Source organism: Dactylosporangium darangshiense, assembly GCF_039537565.1.
Lineage (GTDB): Bacteria > Actinomycetota > Actinomycetes > Mycobacteriales > Micromonosporaceae > Dactylosporangium > Dactylosporangium darangshiense.
Genome location: NZ_BAABAT010000018.1, coordinates 67,144 through 91,107 on the forward strand (window position 1 = coordinate 67,144; position 23,964 = coordinate 91,107).

Consider the following 23,964-nt stretch of genomic DNA (forward strand, 5'->3'; position numbering starts at 1 on the left):
GCGCAGCGCGCCCGGCACGACTCCGGCGTGCTCGATCGCCTCCCACGCCGTCTCCAGCAGCAGCCGCTGCTGCGGATCGATCGCGAGCGCCTCGCGCGGGCTGATGTTGAAGAACGCCGGATCGAAGTCGGCCGCGTCGTACAGGAAGGCGCCGTTGCGCGTGTACGACGTCCCGAGCCGCTCCGGATCCGGATCGTAGAGCCCGTCGAGGTCCCACCCGCGGTCTTCCGGAAACTCCCCGATGGCGTCGGTCCCGGCCTCGACGAGCCGCCAGAGGTCCTCCGCCGACCGGACCCCGCCCGGATACCGGCACCCGATCCCCACGATGGCGATCGCCTCGTCGTCGTTCCTCGGCACGTTGCGAGCCTGGTTTTTGGGCTCGACCGTCCCGGCGATGTGCGCCGCGAGCGAGGCCGGCGTCGGATAGTCGAACACCAGCGTGGCCGGCAGCCGCAGCCCGGTCGCGTTGTTGAGCCGGTTGCGCAGCTCGACCGCCATCAGCGAGTCGAACCCGAGGTCCTTGAACGCCCGCTCCACATCGACGCCGTCGACGTCGGCGTGCCCGAGCACCGCGGCGATCTCCGCCCGCACGAGCTTCTGCAGCGTCTCCGGATCGGTCCGATCGCCGGCCGCCCGGACGTTGCGCCGTTTCGCCCGGACGAGCCCGGCGAGGATGGCTGGCGGGTCGGTCGCGGCGGCGTTGACGTTCGTCGCGGTGACATTCGCGGTGGTACCGGTGAGAGCCCGGCCGAGCAGCCGCAGCGCCTGTTCGGCGGTGAGCGGCGCGAGCCCTGTGCGTTGCAGCCGCTGCTGGTCGACGTCGCCGAGGTGGGCCGTCATGCCCGCACCGGTGTCCCACAGCCCCCAGTTGATCGAGGTGCCCGGCAGCCCCTGCACCCTGCGATACGCGGCCAGCGCATCGAGGAAACTGTTCGCGGCCGCATAGTTACCCTGCGCAGCGCTGCCGATGTTCGCCGCGACCGAGCTGTAGACGACGAAATGCGTCAGCCGCTCATCGCCCGCCGTCAACTGATGCAAATACCACGCAGCGTCCGCCTTCGCAGCCAGCACCGACTCGACATCACCGACGGTCAGGTTCGCGATCGTTGCGTCACGCAACACACCCGCGGTATGCACGACCGCGCCGAGCGGCCGGACGGACCGCACCTCGTCGAGCAGCGTCGCCAACTGGTCTCGATCACTGACATCACACGCTGACACCGTGACCGTGGCCGCGCCGAGGTCGGTCAGTTCGGCGGCGAGTTCGGCCGCGCCGGGCGCGTCCAGACCGCGGCGGCTGACCAGATGCAGATGCCGGACACCGTGCTCGACGACCAGATACCGCGCGGTCAACGCACCTAGATCGCCGGTGCCGCCCGTGATGAACACTGTGTGGTCCGGTTCGAGCGCAGCAGCGTCACCGTCGGGCGTATGAGTGACCAGCCGCGGCACATACATCACACCGTCACGGACCGCGAGCAGCGGCTCACCGGCCGGAATCGACACGGGCACTTCACCGTCCGCCTCGACGACGATGAGGCGATCCGGGTGCTCGGCCTGGGCGCTGCGCAACAGACCCCAGCAGGGCGCCACAGCCGGATCCGCGCCCGGCAACACCACCAGCAGGGTCCCGCCGTCGAACCCCTGCAACAGGGTCAGGACGGTCGCGACGTTCGCGCGCACCGCCTCCATCAGGTCACCGTCGCCGGCGCGGCGCAACACCGGGCGCACAACGGTCATGCCCGACGTCGGCACGCTGTCCCTGGCCGAGACCGCCGACCACGAGACCTCGAACAGCCCACGGTCCGCGTCCCCGCCGTCGAGGTCCCCCGGTCGCGCCGGCCGAGTCGCCAACGCCGACACGGAGGCAACCGCCCGTCCGTCGGCCTCGGCGATCTCAATGGCATCCGCCGAGACGTACGCCCGTAGCCGGGTGGCCCCACCCGCGTACAGGGTCACGGCGCCGAAGGCAAACGGCAGCTCGAGCTGCTCGCGTTCGGCGGCGGCCGGATGCAGCACGGCATCCAGGAGCGCCGGGTGCAGCCCGAACCGCCCGGCCTCCGGCGCCGCGTCGTCCTCGAGCCGCACCTCGACCGCATAGCCGTCGCCGAGCCGCCACGCCTCGTGCACGCACTGGAACGCGGGCCCGTACTGCAGCCCCTTGGCGCCCAGCCGCTCGTACATCTCGGCAACGTCAACCGGCACCGCACCGGCCGGCGGCCATTCCCGGCCGTCGAGCTGGTGCGCGGGTCGCTCGGTCGTGGACCGCTCGACGGCAAACGTCAGCAGGCCCGTCGCGTTGCGCGTCCAGGCCGTGTGGTCCTCGTCGTCGGGGCGCGAATGCACCGCGACCGGGCGGCGGCCATGTTCGTCCGGGGCCGCCACGGCGACCTGAACCAGCACGCCGCGGCCACCGGCCGGGTCCAGGCGGCGACCGGCCGAGTCCACGCGGCCGGCGGCCGGGTCCACGCGGCTGGCGGTCAGGTTGATCGGGGCCTCGATGACCAGGTCCTCGACCCGGTCGGCGCCGACCCGCGCCGCCGCCTCGAGGGCCAGTTCGACCAGGGCGCTCGCCGGCAGGATGACCGCCGAGCCGACGGCGTGGTCCCGCAGCCAGCCGTGACGCTCGGTGTCGAGCCGCGCGGTGAGCAGCACGCCATCGCGGTCGGCGAGTTCGACGACGGCGTTGAGGAGTGGATGGCCGGTTCGTTCCAGCCCGCTCAGCGCCGCGGGCGGGTCGATCCAGAACCGTTCGCGCTGGAACGGATAGGTTGGCACGTTCGCGACCACCCCCGCAGCGGGGTGTCGCCAGTCCACGTCGGCCACCGTGGAGTGCCACTGACCCAGCACATCGGCAAGGTTGTGGTCGTTGACGGAGAACACTGCGGCATCCGGTGCGGTCTCGCTGACCATCGCCATCAACGTTGGCGCCGGCGCCAACTCAACATAAACCCCAGCCGCCGCCCCCGCGACCCCACCCGCGAAGTCGACCGCGTGACGAACATGCCGTACCCAATAGACCGGATCCGTGATATCCGCATCGGCGGTCCCGGTCAGATTCGACACCACCGGAATCGCCGGCGAACGCAACGCCACAGCAGCAGCCACCTCACCGAACGCGTCCAGCATCGGCTCCATCTGCGCACTGTGGAACGCATGCGACACCGTCAACCGCCGCGTCCGGAACTGCGACATCCGCGCCGCCACCGCATCCACCGCATCCGGAGCACCCGCAATCACCGTGCTCCTCGGACTGTTCACCGCCGCGATCTCCACACCGTCAACCAGGAAACCCTCCACGACCTCCCGCGACGCCTGCACCGCCGTCATCGCACCCGCGGTCGCGATGTCCGCCATCAACCCGCCACGCGAGGTCACCAGCCGAGCCGCATCCGGCAGCGACATCACACCCGCCAGATACGCAGCCGTGAGCTCACCGATCGAATGTCCAATGAGGACATCGGGCCGGACGCCGAAGGAGTCCAGGAGGCGGAACAGGGCGACGTGGTAGGCGAACAACGCCGGCTGGGTGAACCGGGTGCTGTGCAGCTGCGGAACATCTGTTCCGAACATGACCGGCATCAACGGTTCGGGCAGCGAACGGTCCAGCTCCGCGCAGACCTCGTCCAACGCCGCGGCGAAGACGGGCTGCTCCGCGTACAACTTGCGACCCATCTCCGGACGTTGACTGCCCTGACCGGACAGCACGAACGCCACCCGCGGGCGCAACGAGCCAACGACACCTGTCGACAACGCCGGGTGCGAGCCGCCGGAGGACAACGCGCGGAGCGCAGCACGCGCTGTATCAACATCCGGAGCGGCAATCGCGGCGCGATGCGAGAAGGACGACCGGGCGGACAGCGTCCGAGCAACGGCCGCCAGGTCCGCGTCGGGGCGCAGCCACTCGTCCAGCCGGGCCGCAGAGGCGCGCAGGGCGGCGACCGAACGGGCCGACACGGGCAGGACGAGCGGCGTCGGAGATGCCGGCGGCGTGGAGGACGGGTCGGGGGCCTGCTCCAGGATCACGTGCGCGTTGGTGCCGCTGATGCCGAACGACGACACCGCACTGCGGCGGGGGCGGTCGAGCTCGGGCCAGGGGCGGGTCTCGGTCAGGAGGCGTACGTGGCCGCTGGACCAGTCCACGTGCGGGTTCGGCTCGTCGGCGTGCAGCGTGCGCGGGAGGAGGCCGTGGCGCATCGCCATCACCATCTTGATGACGCCGGCGACGCCGGCCGCCGACTGGGTGTGGCCGATGTTGGACTTCAGGGAGCCCAGCAGGAGCGGGCGGTCGGCGGGTCGTTCAGCGCCGTACGTTGCCAGTAGCGCCTGCGCCTCGATCGGGTCGCCCAGCGTGGTGCCGGTGCCGTGCGCCTCGACCGCGTCGACGTCGGACGGGGTCAGGCCGGCGGCGGCGAGCGCGCGGCGGATGACGCGCTGCTGCGAGGGGCCGTTCGGGGCGGTGAGCTGGCTGCTGGCGCCGTCCTGGTTGACGGCGGTGCCGCGCACGACGGCGAGGATGGTGCGCCCGTTGCGCTGGGCGTCGGAGAGGCGCTCGAGCAGCAGCATGCCGACGCCCTCGGACCAGCCGGTGCCGTTCGCGTCGGCGCCGAAGGAGCGGCAGCGGCCGTCCGGGGAGAGGCCGCGCTGGCGGGAGAACTCGACGAAGCTGCGCGGGCTGGCCATCACCGTCGCGCCGCCGGCGAGGGCCAGGTCGCACTCCCGCTGCCGCAGCGACTGCGCCGCGAGGTGCAGGGCCACGAGCGAGGACGAGCACGCGGTGTCGACGGTGACCGCCGGGCCTTCCAGGCCGAAGGTGTACGCCACCCGCCCCGACGCGATGCTCCCCGCGCTGCCGCTGCTCAGGTACGCCTCGAAGCCCTCCGGCGCCTCGGGCAGGCGGGAGGCGTAGTCGTGGTACATGATGCCGGCGAAGACCCCGCTCGCGCTGCCGCGCAACGAGTGCGGGTCGATGCCCGCGTGCTCGATCGCCTCCCACGCCGTCTCCAGCAGCAGGCGTTGCTGCGGGTCGATCGCCAGGGCCTCGCGCGGGCTGATGCCGAAGAACTCCGCGTCGAACTCGGCCGCGTCCAGCAGGAAACCGCCGTGGCGCGTGTACGTCCTGCCGGTCGCGTCGGGGTCCGGGTCGTACAGGCGGTCGACGTCCCAGCCGCGGTCCGACGGGAACTCGGTGATGGCGTCCACCCCGCCGGCCGTCAGTGCCCACAGGCCGTCGGGTGAGGTCACGCCGCCCGGGTACCGGCAGCCGACGCCCACGATCGCGATCGGCTCGCGGCCGTCGGCCTCCACGTCGCGCAGCCGCTGCCGGGTCTGGTGCAGGTCGGCCGTGACACGCTTGAGGTAGTCGCGTAGCCGTTCCTCGTTGCCGGTCGTGGTCATCAGCCGATCCCCAGTTCGTTGTCGATGAACGCAAAGATCTCGTCGTCGGAGGCGTCGGTGAGCCGCTCGGCGACCGCGTCGTCACCGCCGGCGGCCGCGTCGAGGCGGGCGACGATCTCCTGCAGCCGGGCGGCCACCCGCGCCCGCGCGTCGGCGTCGCCGAGCACCGCTCCCAGCCCGGCCTCGAGCCGGTCGAGCTCGGCCAGCAGCGGCGGCCCGCTCGGCGCCAGCCGCTCCCGGAGGTACTCCGCGAGCGCCGCCGGCGTCGGATAGTCGAAGACGAGCGTCGCCGGCAGCCGCAGCGCGGTCGCGCCGCCCAGCCGGTTGCGCAGCTCGATGGCCGTGAGCGAGTCGAACCCGCTGTCCAGGAACCCGCGCTCGATCTCGATCGTGCGCCCGTCGGCATGCCCGAGCACGGCCGCGGTCTCGGCCCGCACGAGGTCGAGCAGCGCCTGCGGGTCGGTCAGGTCGTTCGTGGCCCGAACGGTCGGTGCCGCGCGCCGCCGAGGTCTGATGAGCCCGGTGAGGATCGCGGGCGGCGCGGCCGCGGCCGGGTTGAGGTTCGTGACGGTGACATTCGCGGCGGTACCCCCCAGTGCCTGCGACAGCAGCCGCAGCGCCTGCCCGCTCTCCAGCGGCCCGATCCCGGCCCGCCCCATGCGCTGCCGGTCGAGGTCGGTGAGGTGGCCCGTCATCCCGGCCCCGGTCTGCCACAACCCCCAGTTGACGGAGGTCGCCGGCAGCCCCAGCGCCCGCCGGTGCGCGGCGAGCGCGTCCAGGAACCCGTTCGCCGCCGCATAGTTGCCCTGCCCGGCGTTGCCGATGTTGGCGGTGATCGAGCTGTACAGCACGAAGTGCGTCAGGTGCTCGTACCCCGCCGTCAGCTCGTGCAGGTGCCACGCCGGGTCGACCTTCGCGGCCAGCACCGCCTCGACGTCGTCCGCGCTGAGGTTGGCGATCGTCGCGTCGCGCAGCACCCCGGCGGCGTGCACCACGGCCCCGAGCGGCCGCTCGGCGGTCACCTCGGCGAGCAGCGCCTCGAGCTGCCCCCGATCCCCGGCGTCGCAGGCGGACACGACGGCCGTGGCACCCAGATCGGCCAGTTCGCTCACGAGCTCGGCCGCACCCGGCGCATCGGGACCGCGCCGGCTGACCAGCCGCAGGTGCCGCACCCCGTGCTCGACCACGAGGTGCAGCGCCGTCAACGCCCCGAGGTCGCCGGTGCCGCCGGTGATGAGCACGGTGTGCTCGGGTTCGAGCGGCCGGGCCGCGCCGTCGGAGGTGTGCTGGACCAGCCGCGGCACGTACGCGACGCCGTCCCGAACAGCCACCTGCGGCTCGCCGGCCGGAAGGGTTTCGGGCACGGAGTCGGCGTCGACGACCACGATCCGGTCCGGGTGCTCGGCCTGGGCGCTGCGCAGCAGCCCCCAGCAGGGCGCCACCGCCGGGTCGGGTACCTCGCCGTCCAGCACGCCGACGGCCCCGGACGTGAGCACCACCAGCGCCTCGGCGCTCGGCTCCCGCAGCGCCGTGAGCATGGTCGCAACGTTCTCGCGTACCGCCGCCAGCACATCCCCGTCGCCGGAGCGCCGCAGCACCGGCGCCACCACGGCCAGCCCGGACGCCAGCGCACCCGCTCCCGGCGCCGGAGCCCACTGCACGCCGTACAGTCCGCGCACGGCACCGCGGAACTGCGCCGGGTCGACGGCCCGCAGCAGCAACGCCCCGATCAGCCCGGCCGCGGCCCCGGTGTCGTCGGCGAGCGCCACCTGCACGGAGTCGGCGTCGAGCCGGGTGATCGCGACGCGCAGCGCACCTCCGCCGAGGTTGGTGACGCTGACCTGGTTGAACGTGAACGGCAGCCGCATCGGCCCGTCGTCGATGACCCCGTGCAACGCGGCGTCGAGCAGCGCGCCCCGTTCGGCGTGGTCCACGGCGACCTCGGCATAGACGGTCTCTCCCGCCCGCCACATCGCACGCACCCCTTGGAACGCCGGCCCGTACTGATAGCCCCGCAAGGCAAGGACCTCGTAGAATTCGCCCGCGTCGACCGACTCCGCACCGGCCGGCGGCCACACGGTGAGCGACTCCCCCGCCGGCATCGCGTCTGCGCTGATGGTGCCGGTGGCGTGGCGGGTCCAGGTGGGCTCCGACTCCGGCCGGGCATGCACCTCCACCGCGTGACGGCCGTGCTCATCGGCGGCACGGACGCTGACCTGCACCTCGACCGGCCCCTGGTCGACCAGCACGATCGGCGCCTCGACGACCAGTTCGTCCACCACCGGCGCGTCCGCATGCTCGCCGGCCTGCAGCACCAGGTCGAGCATGACGGTCGCGGGCACGATGACCGTGCCGTTGACCTGGTGATCGGCCAGCCACGGGTCGCTACCGATGCCCAGCCGGGTGGCGTGCACGGTCGTGCCGTCCGGCAGCTCCATCGGCCCCGACGGCGCCGACGGCGTCGCCTGAATCCAGAACCGCTCACGCTGGAACGGATAGGTAGGCACGTTCGCGACCACCCCGCCGGGCAGCCGCCAGTCCACGTCCGCGATCGTGGAGTGCCACTGACCCAGCACATCGGCAAGGTTGTGGTCATTGACGGAGAACACTGCGGCATCCGGCGCGGTCTCGCTGACCATCGCCATCAACGTTGGCGCCGGCGCCAACTCAACATAAACTCCCGCCGCCGCCCCCGCGACCCCGCCCGCAAAGTCCACCGCGTGACGAACATGCCGTACCCAGTACGCCGGCTCCGTGATATCCGCATCGAACGTCCCAGTCAGATTCGACACCACCGGAATCGCCGGCGAACGCAACGCCACAGCAGCAGCCACCTCACCGAACGCGTCCAGCATCGGCTCCATCTGCGCACTGTGGAACGCATGCGACACCGTCAACCGCCGCGTCCGGAACTGCGACATCCGCGCCGCCACCGCATCCACCGCATCCGGAGCACCAGCGATCACCGTGCTCATCGGACTGTTCACCGCCGCGATCTCCACACCGTCAACCAGGAAACCCTCCACCACCTCACGAGGCGCCTGCACTGCGGTCATCGCACCCGCGGTCGTGATGTCCGCCATCAACCCGCCACGCGAGGTCACAAGGCGAGCCGCATCCGGCAGCGACATCACACCCGCCAGATACGCAGCCGTGAGCTCACCGATCGAATGTCCAATCAGCACATCCGGACGCACACCGAACGAGTCCAGCAGTCGGAACAGGGCGACCTGGTAGGCGAACAGGGCCGGCTGCGTGAACCGCGTGCTGTGCAGGTTCGGAACATCTGTTCCGAACATCACCGCCATCAACGGTTCGGGCAACGAACGGTCCAGCTCCGCGCAGACCTCGTCCAACGCCGCGGCGAAAACGGGCTGCTCCGCGTACAACTTCCGGCCCATCTCCGGACGTTGACTGCCCTGACCGGACAGCACGAACGCCACCCGCGGGCGCGACGAACCGACGACACCCGTCGACAACGCCGGGTGCGAAGCGCCCGAAGCCAAGGCGCGCAGAGCGTCCCGAGCGGTGTCCAGGTCAGCGGTGGCGATCGATGCGCGATGCGGGAACGAGGAACGACCGGCCAGGGTGCGTGCGACGTCCGTCAGGTCCGTGTCGCCCCGCAACCACTCGTCCAGGCGGGCCGCATAGGCGCGCAGAGCGGCGAGAGAACGGGCCGAGACCGGCAGTGCCAGCGGCATCGGGGACGGCGCTGAAGATGGGTCCGGTGCCTGCTCCAGGATGACGTGCGCGTTGGTGCCGCTGATGCCGAACGACGACACCGCGCTGCGGCGGGGGCGGTCCACGGCGGGCCAGGAGTGGGGCTCGGTCAGCAGCTGTACGCCGCCAGCCGACCAGTCCACGTGCCGGGACGGGGTGTCGGCGTGCAGCGTGCGCGGGAGGATGCCGTGCCGCATCGCCATGACCATCTTGATGACGCCCGCGACGCCCGCCGCGGCCTGCGTGTGGCCGATGTTCGACTTGATCGAGCCGAGGAAGAGCGGCGACGCCGGGCGGTTGCGGCCGTACGTGGACAGCAGCGCCTGCGCCTCGATCGGGTCGCCGAGTTTCGTCCCGGTGCCGTGCGCCTCGACCGCGTCCACGTCGGCGGCGTCCAGGCCCGCGCTCGCGAGGGCCTCGCGGATGACGCGCTCCTGGGACGGGCCGTTCGGCGCCGTGAGGCCGTTGCTCGCGCCGTCCTGGTTCAGCGCCGAGCCACGCACCACGGCCAGGATCCGGCGGCCGTTGCGCCGCGCGTCCGAGAGCCGCTCGAGCAGCAGCACGCCGACGCCCTCCGACCAGCCCGTCCCGTCCGCCGCGTCGGAGAACGCCTTGCAGCGCCCGTCCGGTGCGAGCCCGCGCTGGCGGGAGAACTCGACGAAGCTGCGCGGGCTGGCCATCACCGTCGCCCCGCCGGCCAGCGCGAGGTCGCACTCGCCCTGCCGCAGCGACTGCGCCGCGAGGTGCAGGGCCACCAGCGAGGACGAGCACGCGGTGTCGACGGTGACCGCCGGGCCTTCCAAGCCGAAGGTGTACGCCACCCGCCCCGACGCGATGCTGCCGGTGCTCCCGGTCGAGACGTACCCTTCGAGCTCGCCGGGCACGGTCTGCAGCCGGCCGGCGTAGTCCTGGTACATGATGCCGGCGAACACCCCGGTCCGGCTCCCGCGCAGCGTGGCCGGCACGACACCGGCGTGCTCGATCGCCTCCCACGCCGTCTCCAGCAGCAGCCGCTGCTGCGGATCGATCGCCAGGGCCTCGCGCGGGCTGATGCCGAAGAACTCCGCGTCGAACTCGGCCGCGTCCAGCAGGAAACCGCCGTGCCGCGTGTACGTCTTCCCCGTCGCCGCGGGGTCCGGGTCGTAGAGCCGTTCGACGTCCCAGCCGCGGTCGGACGGGAACTCGCCGACGGCGTCGACGCCCTGCTCGGCGAGGCGCCAGAGCGCTTCGGGGTTGTCGACGCCGCCCGGGTACCGGCAGCTCATGCCCACGATGGCGATCGCCTCGTCGTCGCTCCTCGGCGCGCTGCGGGCCTGGACCTTGGGCTCGACCGTCCCGGCGATGTGCGCCGCGAGCGAGGCCGGCGTCGGATAGTCGAACACCAGCGTGGCCGGCAGCCGCAGCCCGGTCGCGTTGTTGAGCCGGTTGCGCAGCTCGACCGCGGTGAGCGAATCGAACCCGAGGTCCTTGAACGCCCGGTCGCCGTCGACGTCTTCGGTCCCGTCGTGCCCGAGGACCGCCGCGATCTCCGTACGCACGAGCTTGAGCACCGCGGCCGGGTCGCTCAGGTCGTTGGCCGCCCTGACGGTGCGCCGCTTCGCCCGGACGAGCCCGGCGAGGATGGCGGGCGGATTGGTCGCCGTCGGGTTGAGGTTCGTGACCGTAACATTCGCGGCGGTACCGGTGAGAGCCCGGCCGAGCAGCCGCAGCGCCTGTTCGGCGGTGAGCGGCGCGAGCCCCGTGCGTTGCAGCCGCTGCTGGTCGACGTCGCCGAGGTGGGCCGTCATGCCCGCACCGGTGTCCCACAGCCCCCAGTTGATCGAGGTGCCCGGCAGCCCCTGCGCCCTGCGATACGCGGCCAGGGCATCAAGGAAACTGTTCGCGGCGGCGTAGTTACCCTGCGCAGCGCTGCCGATGTTCGCCGCGACCGAGCTGTAGACGACGAAATGCGTCAGCCGGTCATCGCCCGCCGTCAACTGATGCAAATACCACGCAGCGTCCGCCTTCGCGGCCAGCACCGTCTCGACATCACCGACGGTCAGATTCGCAATCGTGGCGTCACGCAACACACCCGCGGTATGCACGACCGCGCCGAGCGGCCGGGCGGACCGCACCTCGTCGAGTAGTGTCGCCAACTGCTCCCGATCGCCGACGTCGCATGCCGACACCGTGACCGTGGCCGCGCCGAGGTCGGTCAGTTCGGCGGCGAGTTCGGCCGCGCCGGGCGCGTCCAGACCTCGGCGGCTGACCAGATGCAGATGCCGTGCCCCGTGCTCGACGACCAGATACCGCGCGGTCAACGCGCCCAGGTCGCCGGTGCCGCCCGTGATGAGCACCGTGTGGTCCGGGTCGAGCGCAGCAGCGTCACCGTCGGGCGTGTGCCGGACCAGCCGCGGCACATACGTCACACCGTCACGGACCGCGAGCTGCGGCTCACCGGCCGGGATCGACACGGGCAGCTCGGCGTCCGCTTCGACGACGATGAAGCGATCCGGGTGCTCGGCCTGGGCGCTGCGCAACAGACCCCAGCAGGGCGCCACAGCCGGATCCGAGCCCGGCAACACCACCAGCAGGGTCCCGCCGTCGAACTCCTGCAACAGGGTCAGGACGGTCGCGACGTTCGCGCGCACCGCCTCCATCAGGTCACCGTCGCCGGCCTGGCGCAACACCGGCCGCACAACGGTCATGCCCGAGGTGGACAGGCTCGAACCGGCAGTCGTGAGCGGCGACCACGAGACCTCGAACAGCCCGCGCGCCGTGCCGAAGAGCCGGTTCGGGTCGACCGGGCGGCGGATCAGCGATCCGATCGAGCCAATCGGTGCGCCCGTGTCGTCGGCGAGTGCGATCCGTGCGGCATCGGCGTCGAGGGCGGTGATTGCCACGCGTAGCACGCCATCACCGATAGTGGCGAGGCTGACCTGGTTGAATGTGAACGGCAGCCGCATCGGCCCGTCGTCGATGACCCCATGCAACGCGGCATCGAGCAGCGCCCCCCGCTCGGCGTGGTCCAGGGCGACCTCGGCGTAGACGGTCTCTCCCGCCCGCCACATCGCTCGCACCCCTTGGAACGCCGGCCCGTACTGATAGCCCCGCAGTGCAAGGACCTCGTAGAAGTCGCCGGCGTCGACCGCTTCGGCCCCGGCCGGTGGCCAGGCGGTGAGCGACTCCCCCACCGGCATCGCGTCAGCGCTGATGGTCCCGGCGGCGTGACGGGTCCAGGCCGGCTCCGACTCCGGCCGGGCATGCACCTCCACCGCGTGACGGCCGTGCTCATCGGCGGCACGGACACTGACCTGCACCTCGACCGGCCCCTGCTCGACCAGCACGATCGGCGCCTCGACCACCAGCTCGTCCACCATCGGCGCGCCCGCATGCTCACCGGCCTGCAGCACCAGGTCCAGCATCACCGTCGCGGGCACGATGACCGTGCCGTTGACCTGGTGATCGGCCAGCCACGGATCGCTACCGATGCCGAGCCGGGTGGCGTGCACCGTCGTGCCGTCCGGCAGCTCCATCGGCCCCGACGGCACCGACGGCGTTACCTGAATCCAGAACCGCTCACGCTGGAACGAATACGTCGGCACATTCGCGACCACCCCGCCGGGCAGCCGCCAGTCCACATCCGCAACCGTGGAGTGCCACTGACCCAGCACATCGGCAAGGTTGTGGTCATTGACGGAGAACACTGCGGCATCCGGCGCGGTCTCGCTGACCATCGCCATCAACGTGGGCGCCGGCGCCAACTCAACATAAACCCCAGCCGCCGCCCCCGCGACCCCACCCGCAAAGTCCACCGCGTGACGAACATGCCGTACCCAATAGACCGGATCCGTGATATCCGCATCGGCGGTCCCGGTCAGATTCGACACCACCGGAATCGCCGGCGAACGCAACGCCACAGCAGCAGCCACCTCACCGAACGCGTCCAGCATCGGCTCCATCTGCGCACTGTGGAACGCATGCGACACCGTCAACCGCCGCGTCCGGAACTGCGACATCCGCGCCGCCACCGCATCCACAGCATCCGGAGCACCCGCAATCACCGTGCTCCTCGGACTGTTCACCGCCGCGATCTCCACACCGTCAACCAGGAAGCCTGCAACGACCTCCCGAGGCGCCTGCACTGCGGTCATCGCACCCGCGGTCGTGATGTCGGCCATCAACGCCCCACGCGAGGTCACCAGCCGAGCCGCGTCCGGCAGCGACATCACACCCGCCAGATACGCGGCCGTGAGCTCACCGATCGAATGTCCAATCAGGACATCCGGGCGCACACCGAAGGAGTCCAGGAGGCGGAACAGGGCGACGTGGTAGGCGAACAACGCGGGTTGGGTGAACCGGGTGCTGTGCAGCTGCGGAACATCTGTTCCGAACATGACCGGCATCAACGGTTCGGGCAGCGAACGGTCCAGCTCCGCGCAGACCTCGTCCAACGAAGCGGCGAAGACGGGCTGCTCCGCGTACAACTTGCGACCCATCTCCGGACGTTGACTGCCCTGACCGGAGAGCACGAACGCCACCCGCGGGCGCGACGAGCCGACGACGCCCGTCGACAACGCCGGGTGCGAGCCCCCGGAGGACAACGCGCGGAGGGCAGCACGCGCCGTGTCCAGGTCCGGGGCCGCGATCGCCGCGCGGTGCTCGAAGGGCGTGCGCCCGGCCAGGTTGCGGGCCACGGCGGTCAGGTCGGTGTCGGGGCGGAGCCAGTCGCCGAGCCGGGCGCCGTACGCGTGCAGGGCCGCCGTCGAACGGGCCGAGATCGGCAGGACCGGCTTGGGCAGGGTGGCCGACGCCGGCGACGGCTCGGGGGCCTGCTCCAGGATGACGTGCGCGTTGGTGCCGCTGATGCCGAACGACGACACCGCGCTGCGGCGCGGGCGGCCCAGGTCGGGCCAGGGCGAAGGCTCCGTGAGCAGCCGGACGTGGCCGCCGGACCAGTCGATGTGCGGGTTCGGCTCGTCGGCGTGCAGCGTGCGCGGCAGCTCGCCGTGGCGCATCGCCATCACCATCTTGATGACCCCGGCGACGCCGGCCGCCGACTGGGTGTGGCCGATGTTGGACTTCAGGGAGCCCAGCAGGAGCGGGCGGTCGGCGGGTCGTTCAGCGCCGTACGTCGCCAGCAGCGCCTGCGCCTCGATCGGGTCGCCCAGCGTGGTGCCGGTGCCGTGCGCCTCGACCGCGTCGACGTCGGACGGCGTCAGGCCGGCGGCTGCGAGGGCCTGGCGGATGACGCGCTCCTGGGACGGGCCGTTCGGGGCCGTCAGACCGTTGCTGGCGCCGTCCTGGTTGACGGCGGTGCCGCGGATCAGCGCCAGGACCGGGTGGCCGTTGCGCTGGGCGTCCGACACGCGCTCCAGCAGGACCATGCCGACGCCCTCGGACCAGCCGGTGCCGTTGGCGCCGGCGCCGAAGGAGCGGCAGCGGCCGTCCGGGGAGAGGCCGCGCTGCCGGGAGAACTCGACGAAGATGTCGGGGCTCGCCATGATGGCCACGCCGCCGGCCAGGGCCAGGTCGCACTCGCCGCGGTGCAGGGACTGTGCGGCCAGGTGCAGGGCCACGAGCGACGACGAGCACGCGGTGTCGACGGTGACCGCCGGGCCCTCCAGGCCGAAGGTGTACGCGACCCGGCCCGACGCCACGCTCGCCTGGTTGCCGGTCAGCATGTAGCCCTCGAGGTTGCCGGGCACGGCGTGGAGGCGGCCGGCATAGTCGTGGTACATCAGGCCGGCGAACACCCCGCTCGCGGTGCCGCGCAACGAGTGCGGGTCGATGCCCGCGTGCTCGATCGCCTCCCACGCCGTCTCCAGCAGCAGCCGCTGCTGCGGGTCGATCGCCAAAGCCTCGCGCGGGCTGATGCCGAAGAACTCCGCGTCGAACTCGGCCGCGTCCAGCAGGAAACCGCCGTGGCGCGTGTACGTCCTGCCGGTCGCGTCGGGGTCCGGGTCGTACAGGCGATCCACGTCCCAGCCCCGATCGGACGGGAAGTCGCCGATGGCGTCGACGCCGGCGGCGGCCAGCGCCCAGAGGCCGTCGGGTGAGGTCACGCCGCCCGGGTACCGGCAGCCGATGCCGACGATCGCGATCGGCTCGTCGGACGCGGCCGCGGCGGTGACCCTGGCGGCCGTGGCGGTCTCGCCGAGGAGCTGGGCCATCAGGTACCGCGTGACGGCCGACGGCGTCGGGTGGTCGAAGATCAGCGTGGCGGGCAGGCGCCGGCCGGTCGCCGTGTTGAGGCGGTTGCGCAGCTCGATCGCGGTGAGCGAGTCGAAGCCGAGGTCCTTGAACGCGCGCTCGACGTCGACGGAGTCGCCGCCGGCGTGGCCGAGTACCGCGGCGACCTCGGCCCGCACGAGGTCGAGCAGCGCCCGCGGGTCGGCGAGATCGCCGGCCGGCCGAACGGTTCGGCGCCGAGGCCTGATGAGGCCGGCCAGGATCGTGGCCGGGCTCGCCGCGGCCGGATGGAGGTTGGTGGCGGTGACATTGGATTCGGTACCCGTGATAGCCCGGCCGAGCAGCGCGAGCCCCTGCTCGTTGCTCAGTGCCGCGAGGCCGGTGCGCTGCAGCCGCTGCCGGTCCATGTCGCCGAGGTGCCCGGTCATGCCCGACGCGCTCTGCCAGAGCCCCCAGTTGATGGACGTCGCCGGCAGCCCCTTCGCGCGCCGGATCGAGGCCAGCGCGTCGAGGAAGCCGTTCGCGGCGGCGTAGTTGCCCTGTGCGGCGTTCCCCACGTTGGCCGTGACGGAGCTGTAGAGCACGAAGTGCGTCAGCCGGTCATCGCCGGCCGTCAGCTGATGCAGATGCCAGGCGGCGTCCGCCTTCGCGGCCAGGACCGTCTCGACATCGCCGGAGGTCAGGTTCGCGATCGTTGCGTCACGCAACACCCCCGCGGTGTGCACGACCGCGCCCAGCGGCCGCGCCGCCCGGACCTCGTCGAGGAGGGATGCCAACTGGTCTCGATCGCTGACATCACACGCCGACACCGCCACCGTGACCGCACCGAGGTCGGTCAGTCCCGCGGCGAGATCGGCCGCGCCGGGCGCGTCCAAACCTCGGCGGCTCACCAGGTGCAGGTGCCGGACACCGTGCGCGGCAACCAGATACCGGGCCGTCAGCGCGCCGAGGCCGCCCGTGCCGCCGGTGATGAGCACCGTGTGGCCGGGATCGAGTGGCGCCGCCGCCCCGTCCGGTGTGTGCTGCACCAACCGCGGGGCGTAGGCCACGCCGTCCCGGAACGCGAGGTGGGGCTCTCCCGCCGGAACGGATTCGGGCGCCGCGGCGGCGTCGACCACCACGATCCGGTCCGGCTGCTCGGCCTGGGCGCTGCGCAGCAGTCCCCAGCAGGGCGCCACGGCCGGATCGGGCACCTCGCCGTCCAGGACCCCGACGGCACCGGACGTCAGCACCAGCATCGTCTCGGCGGTCGACTCCTGCAGCAGGCCGAGCACCGTCGCGAGGTTCTCCCGCACCGCCGCGAGGACGTCGCCGTCATCGGCCCGGCGCAGCGCCGGTGCCACGACCGTCATCGCCGGCGCGGCCGGACCGGAGACGGGCTTCCAGTCGACCGTGTACAGGCCGCGGGCGGATCCGCGAAGCTGCGCGGGGTCGAGCGCCCGCAGCAGCAGCGTGCCGATCGTGGTGACGACGGCGCCGGTGTCGTCGGCGGCGACGATCCGGACCGAGTCGGCGTCGATCGGGGTGATCGCCACCCGCAGCGAGCCGCCGGCCGTGCCGTCGACGGACACCTCGGCGAAGCTGAACGGCAGGCGCGGCGGGCCGTCCGGCGCGCCGAGCAGGCCGACGACCGGGTGCAGGGCGGCGTCGAGCAACGCGGGGTGCACGGCGAAGCGGTCGTCGCGGTCGGCGTCGTCGAGGGCGATCTCGGCGTACACGGTGGAGTCGGAGCGCCACGCCGAGCGCAGTCCCTGGAAGACCGGGCCGTACTGGTAGCCGCGGACGGCGAGGGCGTCGTAGAGCCCGGCGACGTCGACCGGGTCGGCGCCCGCCGGCGGCCAGGCGACGGGAGCCGCGGGGCGTTCGGCGGAGGGTGCGAGGGTGCCGGTGGCGTGGCGGGTCCAGGGGGCCGTGGAGTCGTCGTCCGGGGTCGGTTCGGCGCGGGAGTACAGGGCCACCGCGCAGTGGGTGTCGTCCTGCTCCGGCGAAACCGTGACCTGGAGGTGGACGGCGGTGCGCTCGGGGATGACGAGCGGGTCGTGCAGGGTCAGCTCGGACAGCACCGGCGCGCCGCAATGCGCGCCGGCCGTCAGGGCGAGCTCGACCATGGCGGTGCCGGGGAGGAGGACTCGGTCCAGTACCGCATGATCGGCCAGCCACGGGTGCGTCTGCAGCGAGATCCGGCCCGTCAGGACCAGGCCGTCGCCGTCGGCGGTGCGCACCAGGGCGCCCAGCAGCGGGTGGTCGACGGTCTCCAGGCCGACGCCGGACAGGCGGGCAACGGGCCTCGGGGTGTCGAGCCAGTAGCGCTGGCGCTGGAACGGGTACGTGGGCAGCGGCACCGTGGCGAACGGGCCCTCGCCCAGAGCGGGCGCCCAGTCCACGGGGACGCCGTTGGCGTGGGCCTGCGCGAGAGACTGCAGGAAGCGGCGGCGGTCGCCCTCGTCGCGGCGCAGGGACGGTACGGCGGCCGCGGTGACGGCGGCGGCGTCGAAGGTCTCCTGCAGGCCGATCGCGAGCACCGGGTGGGGGCTCGACTCGACGAACGTGCGGTAGCCGTGGGCAAGCAGGGTGCGGGTGGCCCGTTCGAACTCGACGGTGACGCGCAGGTTGCGGTACCAGTACTCGGCATCGAGGGTCTCGGTGTCGATGAAGTCGCCGGCGACGGTCGAGCAGAACGGGATGTCGCAGCGGCGCGGCTCCAGGCCGGCCAGGGTCTGCAGCAGCTCGTCGCGGATGAGCTCGACGTGTGCGGAGTGGGAGGCGTAGTCGACGGGGATGCGGCGGGCGCGGACGTCGTCGGCGGCGCAGGCCGCCATCAGCTCGTCGAGGGCCTCGTCGTCGCCGGAGACCACGGTCGAGGACGGGCCGTTGACGGTGGCGATGCTCAGGCGGTCGGACCACGGCGCGATGCGCGTGCGGGCGCGGTCGACGGGCAGGGCCAGGGAGACCATGCCGCCGCGGCCGGCGAGGGCCTTCAACGCCCGGCTGCGCAGGGCGACGACGCGGGCGGCGTCGGGCAGGGAGAGGGCGCCGCAGACGTACGCGGCGGCGATCTCGCCCTGCGAGTGGCCGATGACGGCGGAGGGTTCGACGCCGTAGGCGCGCCAGAGGCCGGACAGGGACACCATCACGGCGAAGAGCGCGGGCTGGACGACGTCGACGCGGTCGAGCGACGGTGCGTCCTCGGTGCCGCGCAGGACGTCGAGCAGCGACCAGTCGATGTGCGGGGCCAGCGCCGCGGCGCACTCGGTGAGCCGCTCGGCGAACACGGGCTCGGTGTCCAGCAGCGCGCGGGCCATGGCCGGCCACTGGGAGCCCTGTCCGGGGAAGACGAACACCGCCCGTTCGTCTCCGGATACGGTACCCGTGACGACGCCGGGATGCGGGTGCCCGCCGGCCAGGGCGTCGAGTCCCTCGAGGACCTCGCCGCGGTCGGCCGCGACGAGCACCGCGCGGCGCTCGAACGCGGACCGGGTGGCGGTCAGGGCGGCGGCGACGTCCGGCAGGGCGGGCGCAGGGTCGCCGGCGACGAGCGCGCGCAACCGCACCGCCTGCTCGGCGAGCGCCGCACCGTCCCGCGCCGAGAGCACGAAGGGACGCACCCAGTCGGCGGGCGCCGCGGCAGCGGGCGCCGCAGGAGCATCGGCGGGCTGCTCGATGATGGCGTGCGCGTTGGTGCCGCTGATGCCGAACGACGACACCGCCGCCCGCCGCGGGGTGTCCGACGGCCACGGGCGTGCCTCGGTCAGCAGCTCGATGCTGCCCGCGGCCCAGTCGACGTGCGAGGTGGGGCGGTCGACGTGCAGGGTGCGCGGCATGACGCCGTGGCGCATCGCCATGACCATCTTGATGACGCCGCCGACGCCGGCGGCGGCCTGGGTGTGGCCGATGTTCGACTTGAGCGAGCCGAGCCGGACCGGGCGGTCCTCGGGGCGGTCCCGGCCGTAGGTGGCGATGAGCGCCTGGGCCTCGATCGGGTCGCCGAGCCGGGTGCCGGTGCCGTGCGCCTCGATGACGTCCACATCGGACGGTGTGAGGCCGGCGCCGGCGAGGGCCTGGCGGATGACGCGCTCCTGTGCGGGGCCGTTCGGTGCGGTGAGGCCGTTGCTGGCGCCGTCCTGGTTGATCGCGCTGCCGCGGATGACCGCGAGGACGGGGTGGCCGTTGCGGCGGGCGTCGGAGACGCGCTCGAGGACCAGCATGCCGACGCCCTCGGCCCAGCCGGTGCCGTCGGCGGCCTCGGCGAAGGCCTTGCAGCGGCCGTCGGGCGACAGGCCGCGCTGCTGGCTGAACTCGACGAACATGCCGGGGTTGGCCATCACGGTCGCGCCGCCGGCCAGGGCCAGGTCACACTCGCCGTTGCGCAGCGCCTGCGCGGCCAGGTGCAGGGCGACGAGCGACGACGAGCAGGCCGTGTCGACGGTGACGGCGGGGCCGTGCGTGCCGAGAGTGTACGCGAGCCGGCCGGAGGCGACGCTGGCGGTGGTGCCGGTGAGCAGGTACCCGTCGAAGCCGCCGGCCGGGTCGTGCAGCCGCGGGCCGTAGTCCTGCGTCATGGCGCCGACGAAGACGCCGGTGGCGCTGCCGTGCAGGGCGGCGGGCACGATGCCGCCGCGTTCGAGCGCCTCCCACGCCGTCTCCAGCAGCAGCCGCTGCTGCGGGTCCATCGCGGCCGCCTCGCGCGGGCTGATGCCGAAGAACGCCGGGTCGAACCGGTCGGCGTCGTGCAGGAAGCCGCCGCTGGCGGTGTAGGTGCGCCCGGGCGTGCCGGGCTGCGGGTCGTAGAGGGCGTCGAGGTCCCAACCGCGCTCGGCCGGGAAGCCGGAGATGGCGTCGCGGGCCTCGGCGACGAGCCGCCACAGCGCCTCGGGCGAGTCGACGCCGCCCGGGTAGCGGCAGCTCATCGCGACGATCGCGATCGGCTCGTCGGCCGCCGCGACGGCTGCGACCGGTGCTTCGGCGGCGGCAGCGCCCCCGGAGAGCTCGACCAGGTGGGCGGCGACGAGCGCCGGGGTCGGGTGGTCGAAGGTGAGCGTCGGCGACAGTGCGAGCCCGGTCGTGGCGCGGAGGCGGTCGCGCAGCTCGACGGCGCTGTAGGAGTCGAAGCCGAGGTCCTTGAAGGGCCGGTCGACGTGCACGGCGTCGCTCGTGACGTGGCCGAGGACGATCGCCACGGTGGTCCGGACGAGGTCGAGCATCCGCTGCCCCGCGCCGGCGGCGCCGGCCCGCCGGCGTCGCGGCGCGGCGGTCTCCAGCAGGGCGGCGGGTTCGAGCCCGATCCAGTACGGCTCGCGCTGGAACGGATAGGTGGGCAGCGAGACCGGCTCCGCGTCCGGATGGTGCCAGTCCACCTCGGCCGCGGACACCTGCACCGCGGCCAGCGCCTGGTAGAGGTTGTGGTCGTTGACGGAGATGACGGCCGCATCCGGCGCGGTCTCGCTGACCATCGCCATCAGCGTGGGCGCCGGCGCCAACTCGACATAAACCTCCGCAGCAGCCCCCGCGACCCCGCCGGCGAAGTCCACGGCGTGACGGACGTGCCGCACCCAGTACGCCGGATCCGTGATATCCGCATCGGTGGTCCCGGTCAGGTTCGACACCACCGGGATCGCCGGCGCCGTGAACGTCACCGACCGCGCCACCGAGCCGAACGCCTCCAGCATCGGCTCCATCTGCGCGGTGTGGAACGCGTGCGACACCGTCAACCGCCGGGTGCGGAACTGCGACATCCGCGCCGCCACCGCATCCACCGCATCCGGTTCGCCGGCGATGACCGTGCTCGCCGGGCTGTTCACCGCCGCGATCTCGACACCGTCGACGAGGAACCCCTCCACCACCTCGCGCGAGGCCCGCACCGCCGTCATCGCACCGGACGTCGTGATGTCGCCCATCAACGCACCGCGGGAGGTGACCAGCCGGGCCGCGTCCGGCAGCGACATGACGCCCGCCAGGTACGCGGCCGTGATCTCGCCGATCGAGTGTCCGATCAGGACGTCGGGCCGCACGCCGAACGAGTCCAGCAGCCGGAACAGGGCGACCTGGTAGGCGAACAGGGCCGGCTGTGTGAACCGCGTGCTGTGCAGGTTCGGAACATCTGTTCCGAACATGACCGGCAGCAACGGTTCGGGCAGCAGACGGTCCAGCTCCGCGCAGACCTCGTCCAACGCCGCGGCGAAGACGGGCTGCTCCGCGTACAACTTGCGACCCATCTCCGGACGTTGACTGCCCTGACCGGAGAGCACGAACGCCACCCGCGGGCGCGACGAACCGACGACGCCCGTCGTCAACGCCGGGTGCGGCAGGCCCGAACCGAGGGCGTGCAGGGCCTCGCGGGCGGTGTCGACGTCCGGGGCGGTGACCGCCGCGCGGTGCTCGAACAGCGAACGACCGGCGAGGGTGCGGGCAACCGCGGCCAGATGCGCGTCGGGGCCGAGGGACTCGGCGAGCGCGGTGCCGTAAGCGCGCAGGGCCGCGGCCGAGCGCGCCGACACCGGCAACACCACACCGGCTGCCGGTGCCACCGACGCAGGCGACGAGGCCGGCGGGGAGGACAGCACGACGTGGCAGTTGGTGCCGCCCATGCCGAACGAGCTGACGCCGGCGACCAGGGGCTCGTCGGGGCGCGGCCACGGGCCCGACGACGTCTGGACCTGCAGGTTGAGTGCGTCCAGGGCGATGGCGGGGTTCGGCGTGGCGAAGTTGAGGCTCGGCGGCAGCTGCCGGTTGCGGATGCTCAGGGCGACCTTGAGCAGGCCGACGATGCCGGCTGCGGCCTCGAGGTGGCCGACGTTGGTCTTGGCCGAGCCGACCAGCAAGGGGCCGGTGGCGGTGCCGGGGACGCCGACCGCGGCGCCCAGCGCGGCCGCCTCGATCGGGTCGCCGACGGGCGTGCCGGTGCCGTGGAGCTCGACGTACTGGACGGACTGCGGTGCGACCGCGGCGCGCTCGTAGGCCGTGCGCAGGACCCGCTCCTGGGTCTCGCGGCCGGGGACCGTCAGGCCGTCGGTGGCGCCGTCGTTGTTCACGGCGCTGCCGCGGATCACGCACGCGATGCGGTCGCCGTCGGCCACGGCCTTCGCGAGGGGCTTGAGCAGGACCAGGCCGCCGCCCTCGCCGCGGACGTAGCCGTTGGCGCGGGCGTCGAAGGTGTGGCAGCGGCCGTCCGGGGACAGGCCGCCGAAGCGGGCGCAGGCCTCGGTGCTCTGGTACAGGATGTTGAGGTTGACGCCGCCGGCCAGCGCGAGGGAGGCCTCGCCCCGGCGCAGGGTCTCGCAGGCGAGGTGGACCGCGACCAGGGACGAGGACTGTCCCGTGTCGACGGTCGCGCTCGGGCCGCGCAGGCCGAGCGAGTAGGAGACGCGGTTGGCGAGGATGCTGCGGTGCACGCCGGTGATGGTGTGCGGGGTGATGCCGCCCGCGGCGCGGAAGAGCAGGTGGGCGTAGTCGTCCCAGATCGAGCCGACGAAGACCGACGTGTCGGAGCCGGACAGGTCGGCGGGGCGGATGCCGGCGTCCTCGACGGCCTGCCAGGCGAGCTCCAGCACCAGGCGCTGCTGCGGGTCCATCGTGGTCGCCTCGCGCGGGCTGATGCCGAAGAAGGCGGCGTCGAAGCCGGCGATGTCGTCGAGGAACGCGCCGAAGCGGATCTCGGGGGCGGCGTCGGCGCCGTCGGCGCGGGCGGTCCAGCGGTCCTCGGGCACCTCCGTGACCGCGTCGACGCCGCCGGCGAGCAGGCGCCAGAACGCCTCCGGGTCCGGGGCGCCGGGGAGCCGGCACGCGAGGCCGATCACGGCGATCGGCTCGTCGACCGGATCACGCTTGCTCGGCATCGGTACTTCCCCCTCAGATCGGACGTGACAACAGCCTGCCGGGGACGGCTAACGAGCCTCTTCCAACGCGCTAAAGCCGGAGCAGCTCGGGGCTCGTGGAGAGCAGCGCGTGCAGGCGCGGCAGCAGGGCCGCGGCGGACTCGTGGTGGAACAGGTGGCCGCCCGGCACGGGGTGGACCGCGAAACCGGCGCCGCCGTACGGCCGCCAGGCCAGCGCCGACTGCGGGCTCATCAGCGGGTCCGTGGTGCCGTAGAAGGCGTGCACGAAGCATGGCAGCGAAACCGGGGCGGCGAGGCGGCCGCTGCGGCACAGGGCCAGGTCGTCGCGGACCAGGTCGGTCGCGGTGCGCACCCACTCCGGGTAGCGCAGCAGGGCCGGGGAGATGCCGCCGATGCCGGTCATCCAGCGCAGCAGGTCGTCGTCGGGGATGTCGGCGGGCGGGACCGCGGCCTGCGGGAGGTGCGGTGCGGGGAACGCCGCCACGAGGAGCTGGACCGGTGTGGTGCGGCTCATGCGGTACCGCTGCAGGGTCATCCGCAACGCGACCAGCGCGCCCATGCTGTGGCCGTAGAACGCGAACGGCCGGTCCAGGAACGGGTCGAGGTGCTCCTCGAGGCGCTCGACGAGCGTCGCCATGTCGCGCAGGCGCGGCTCGCGCCGGCGGGTCTCGCGGCCGGGCAGCTGCACCGGCAGCACGGTCACGGCGGGTGCGAGCCGGGCCGGCCAGGGCGAGTACACCGAGGCGGCGCCGCCCGCATGGTGAAAGCAGAACAGGCGCAGCGCGTCACCGGGACCGGGCTCACGCGTCAGGTACCCGCTCATGCCGTCACCTCCGCTTCGCTC

Annotated in this window: 3 protein-coding genes (1 of these 3 only partly in view); all 3 read right to left on the minus strand. The window is 72.8% G+C overall.

Going from position 1 to position 23,964, the window contains the following annotated elements:
* Nucleotides 1-5,397: the beginning of an SDR family NAD(P)-dependent oxidoreductase gene (locus tag ABD901_RS29400; RefSeq protein WP_345131389.1), read on the minus strand. Its footprint begins 5,772 nt before the window's first position; 5,397 of the gene's 11,169 nt are visible here — the first part of the coding sequence; it begins with the start codon at nt 5,395-5,397; the stop codon falls past the left edge of the window.
* Nucleotides 5,397-23,120: an SDR family NAD(P)-dependent oxidoreductase gene (locus ABD901_RS29405; protein WP_345131391.1), complete on the minus strand. Its 17,724-nt coding sequence runs from the start codon at nt 23,118-23,120 to the stop codon at nt 5,397-5,399. The genes ABD901_RS29400 and ABD901_RS29405 overlap by 1 nt, the downstream gene beginning before the upstream one ends.
* A gap of 70 nt (nt 23,121-23,190) precedes the next feature.
* A complete protein-coding gene (locus ABD901_RS29410) occupies nt 23,191-23,943 on the minus strand; it encodes a thioesterase II family protein (RefSeq protein WP_345131392.1) in 753 nt (250 codons plus the stop codon).
* Nucleotides 23,944-23,964: the final 21 nt, after the last annotated feature.

What these genes read in the sequence shown, in the direction of transcription:
- ABD901_RS29405 (WP_345131391.1), bottom strand. Translation starts at nt 23,120, where the DNA reads ATGCCGAGCAAGCGTGATCCGGTCGACGAGCCGATCGCCGTGATCGGC.
- ABD901_RS29410 (WP_345131392.1), bottom strand. Translation starts at nt 23,943, where the DNA reads ATGAGCGGGTACCTGACGCGTGAGCCCGGTCCCGGTGACGCGCTGCGC.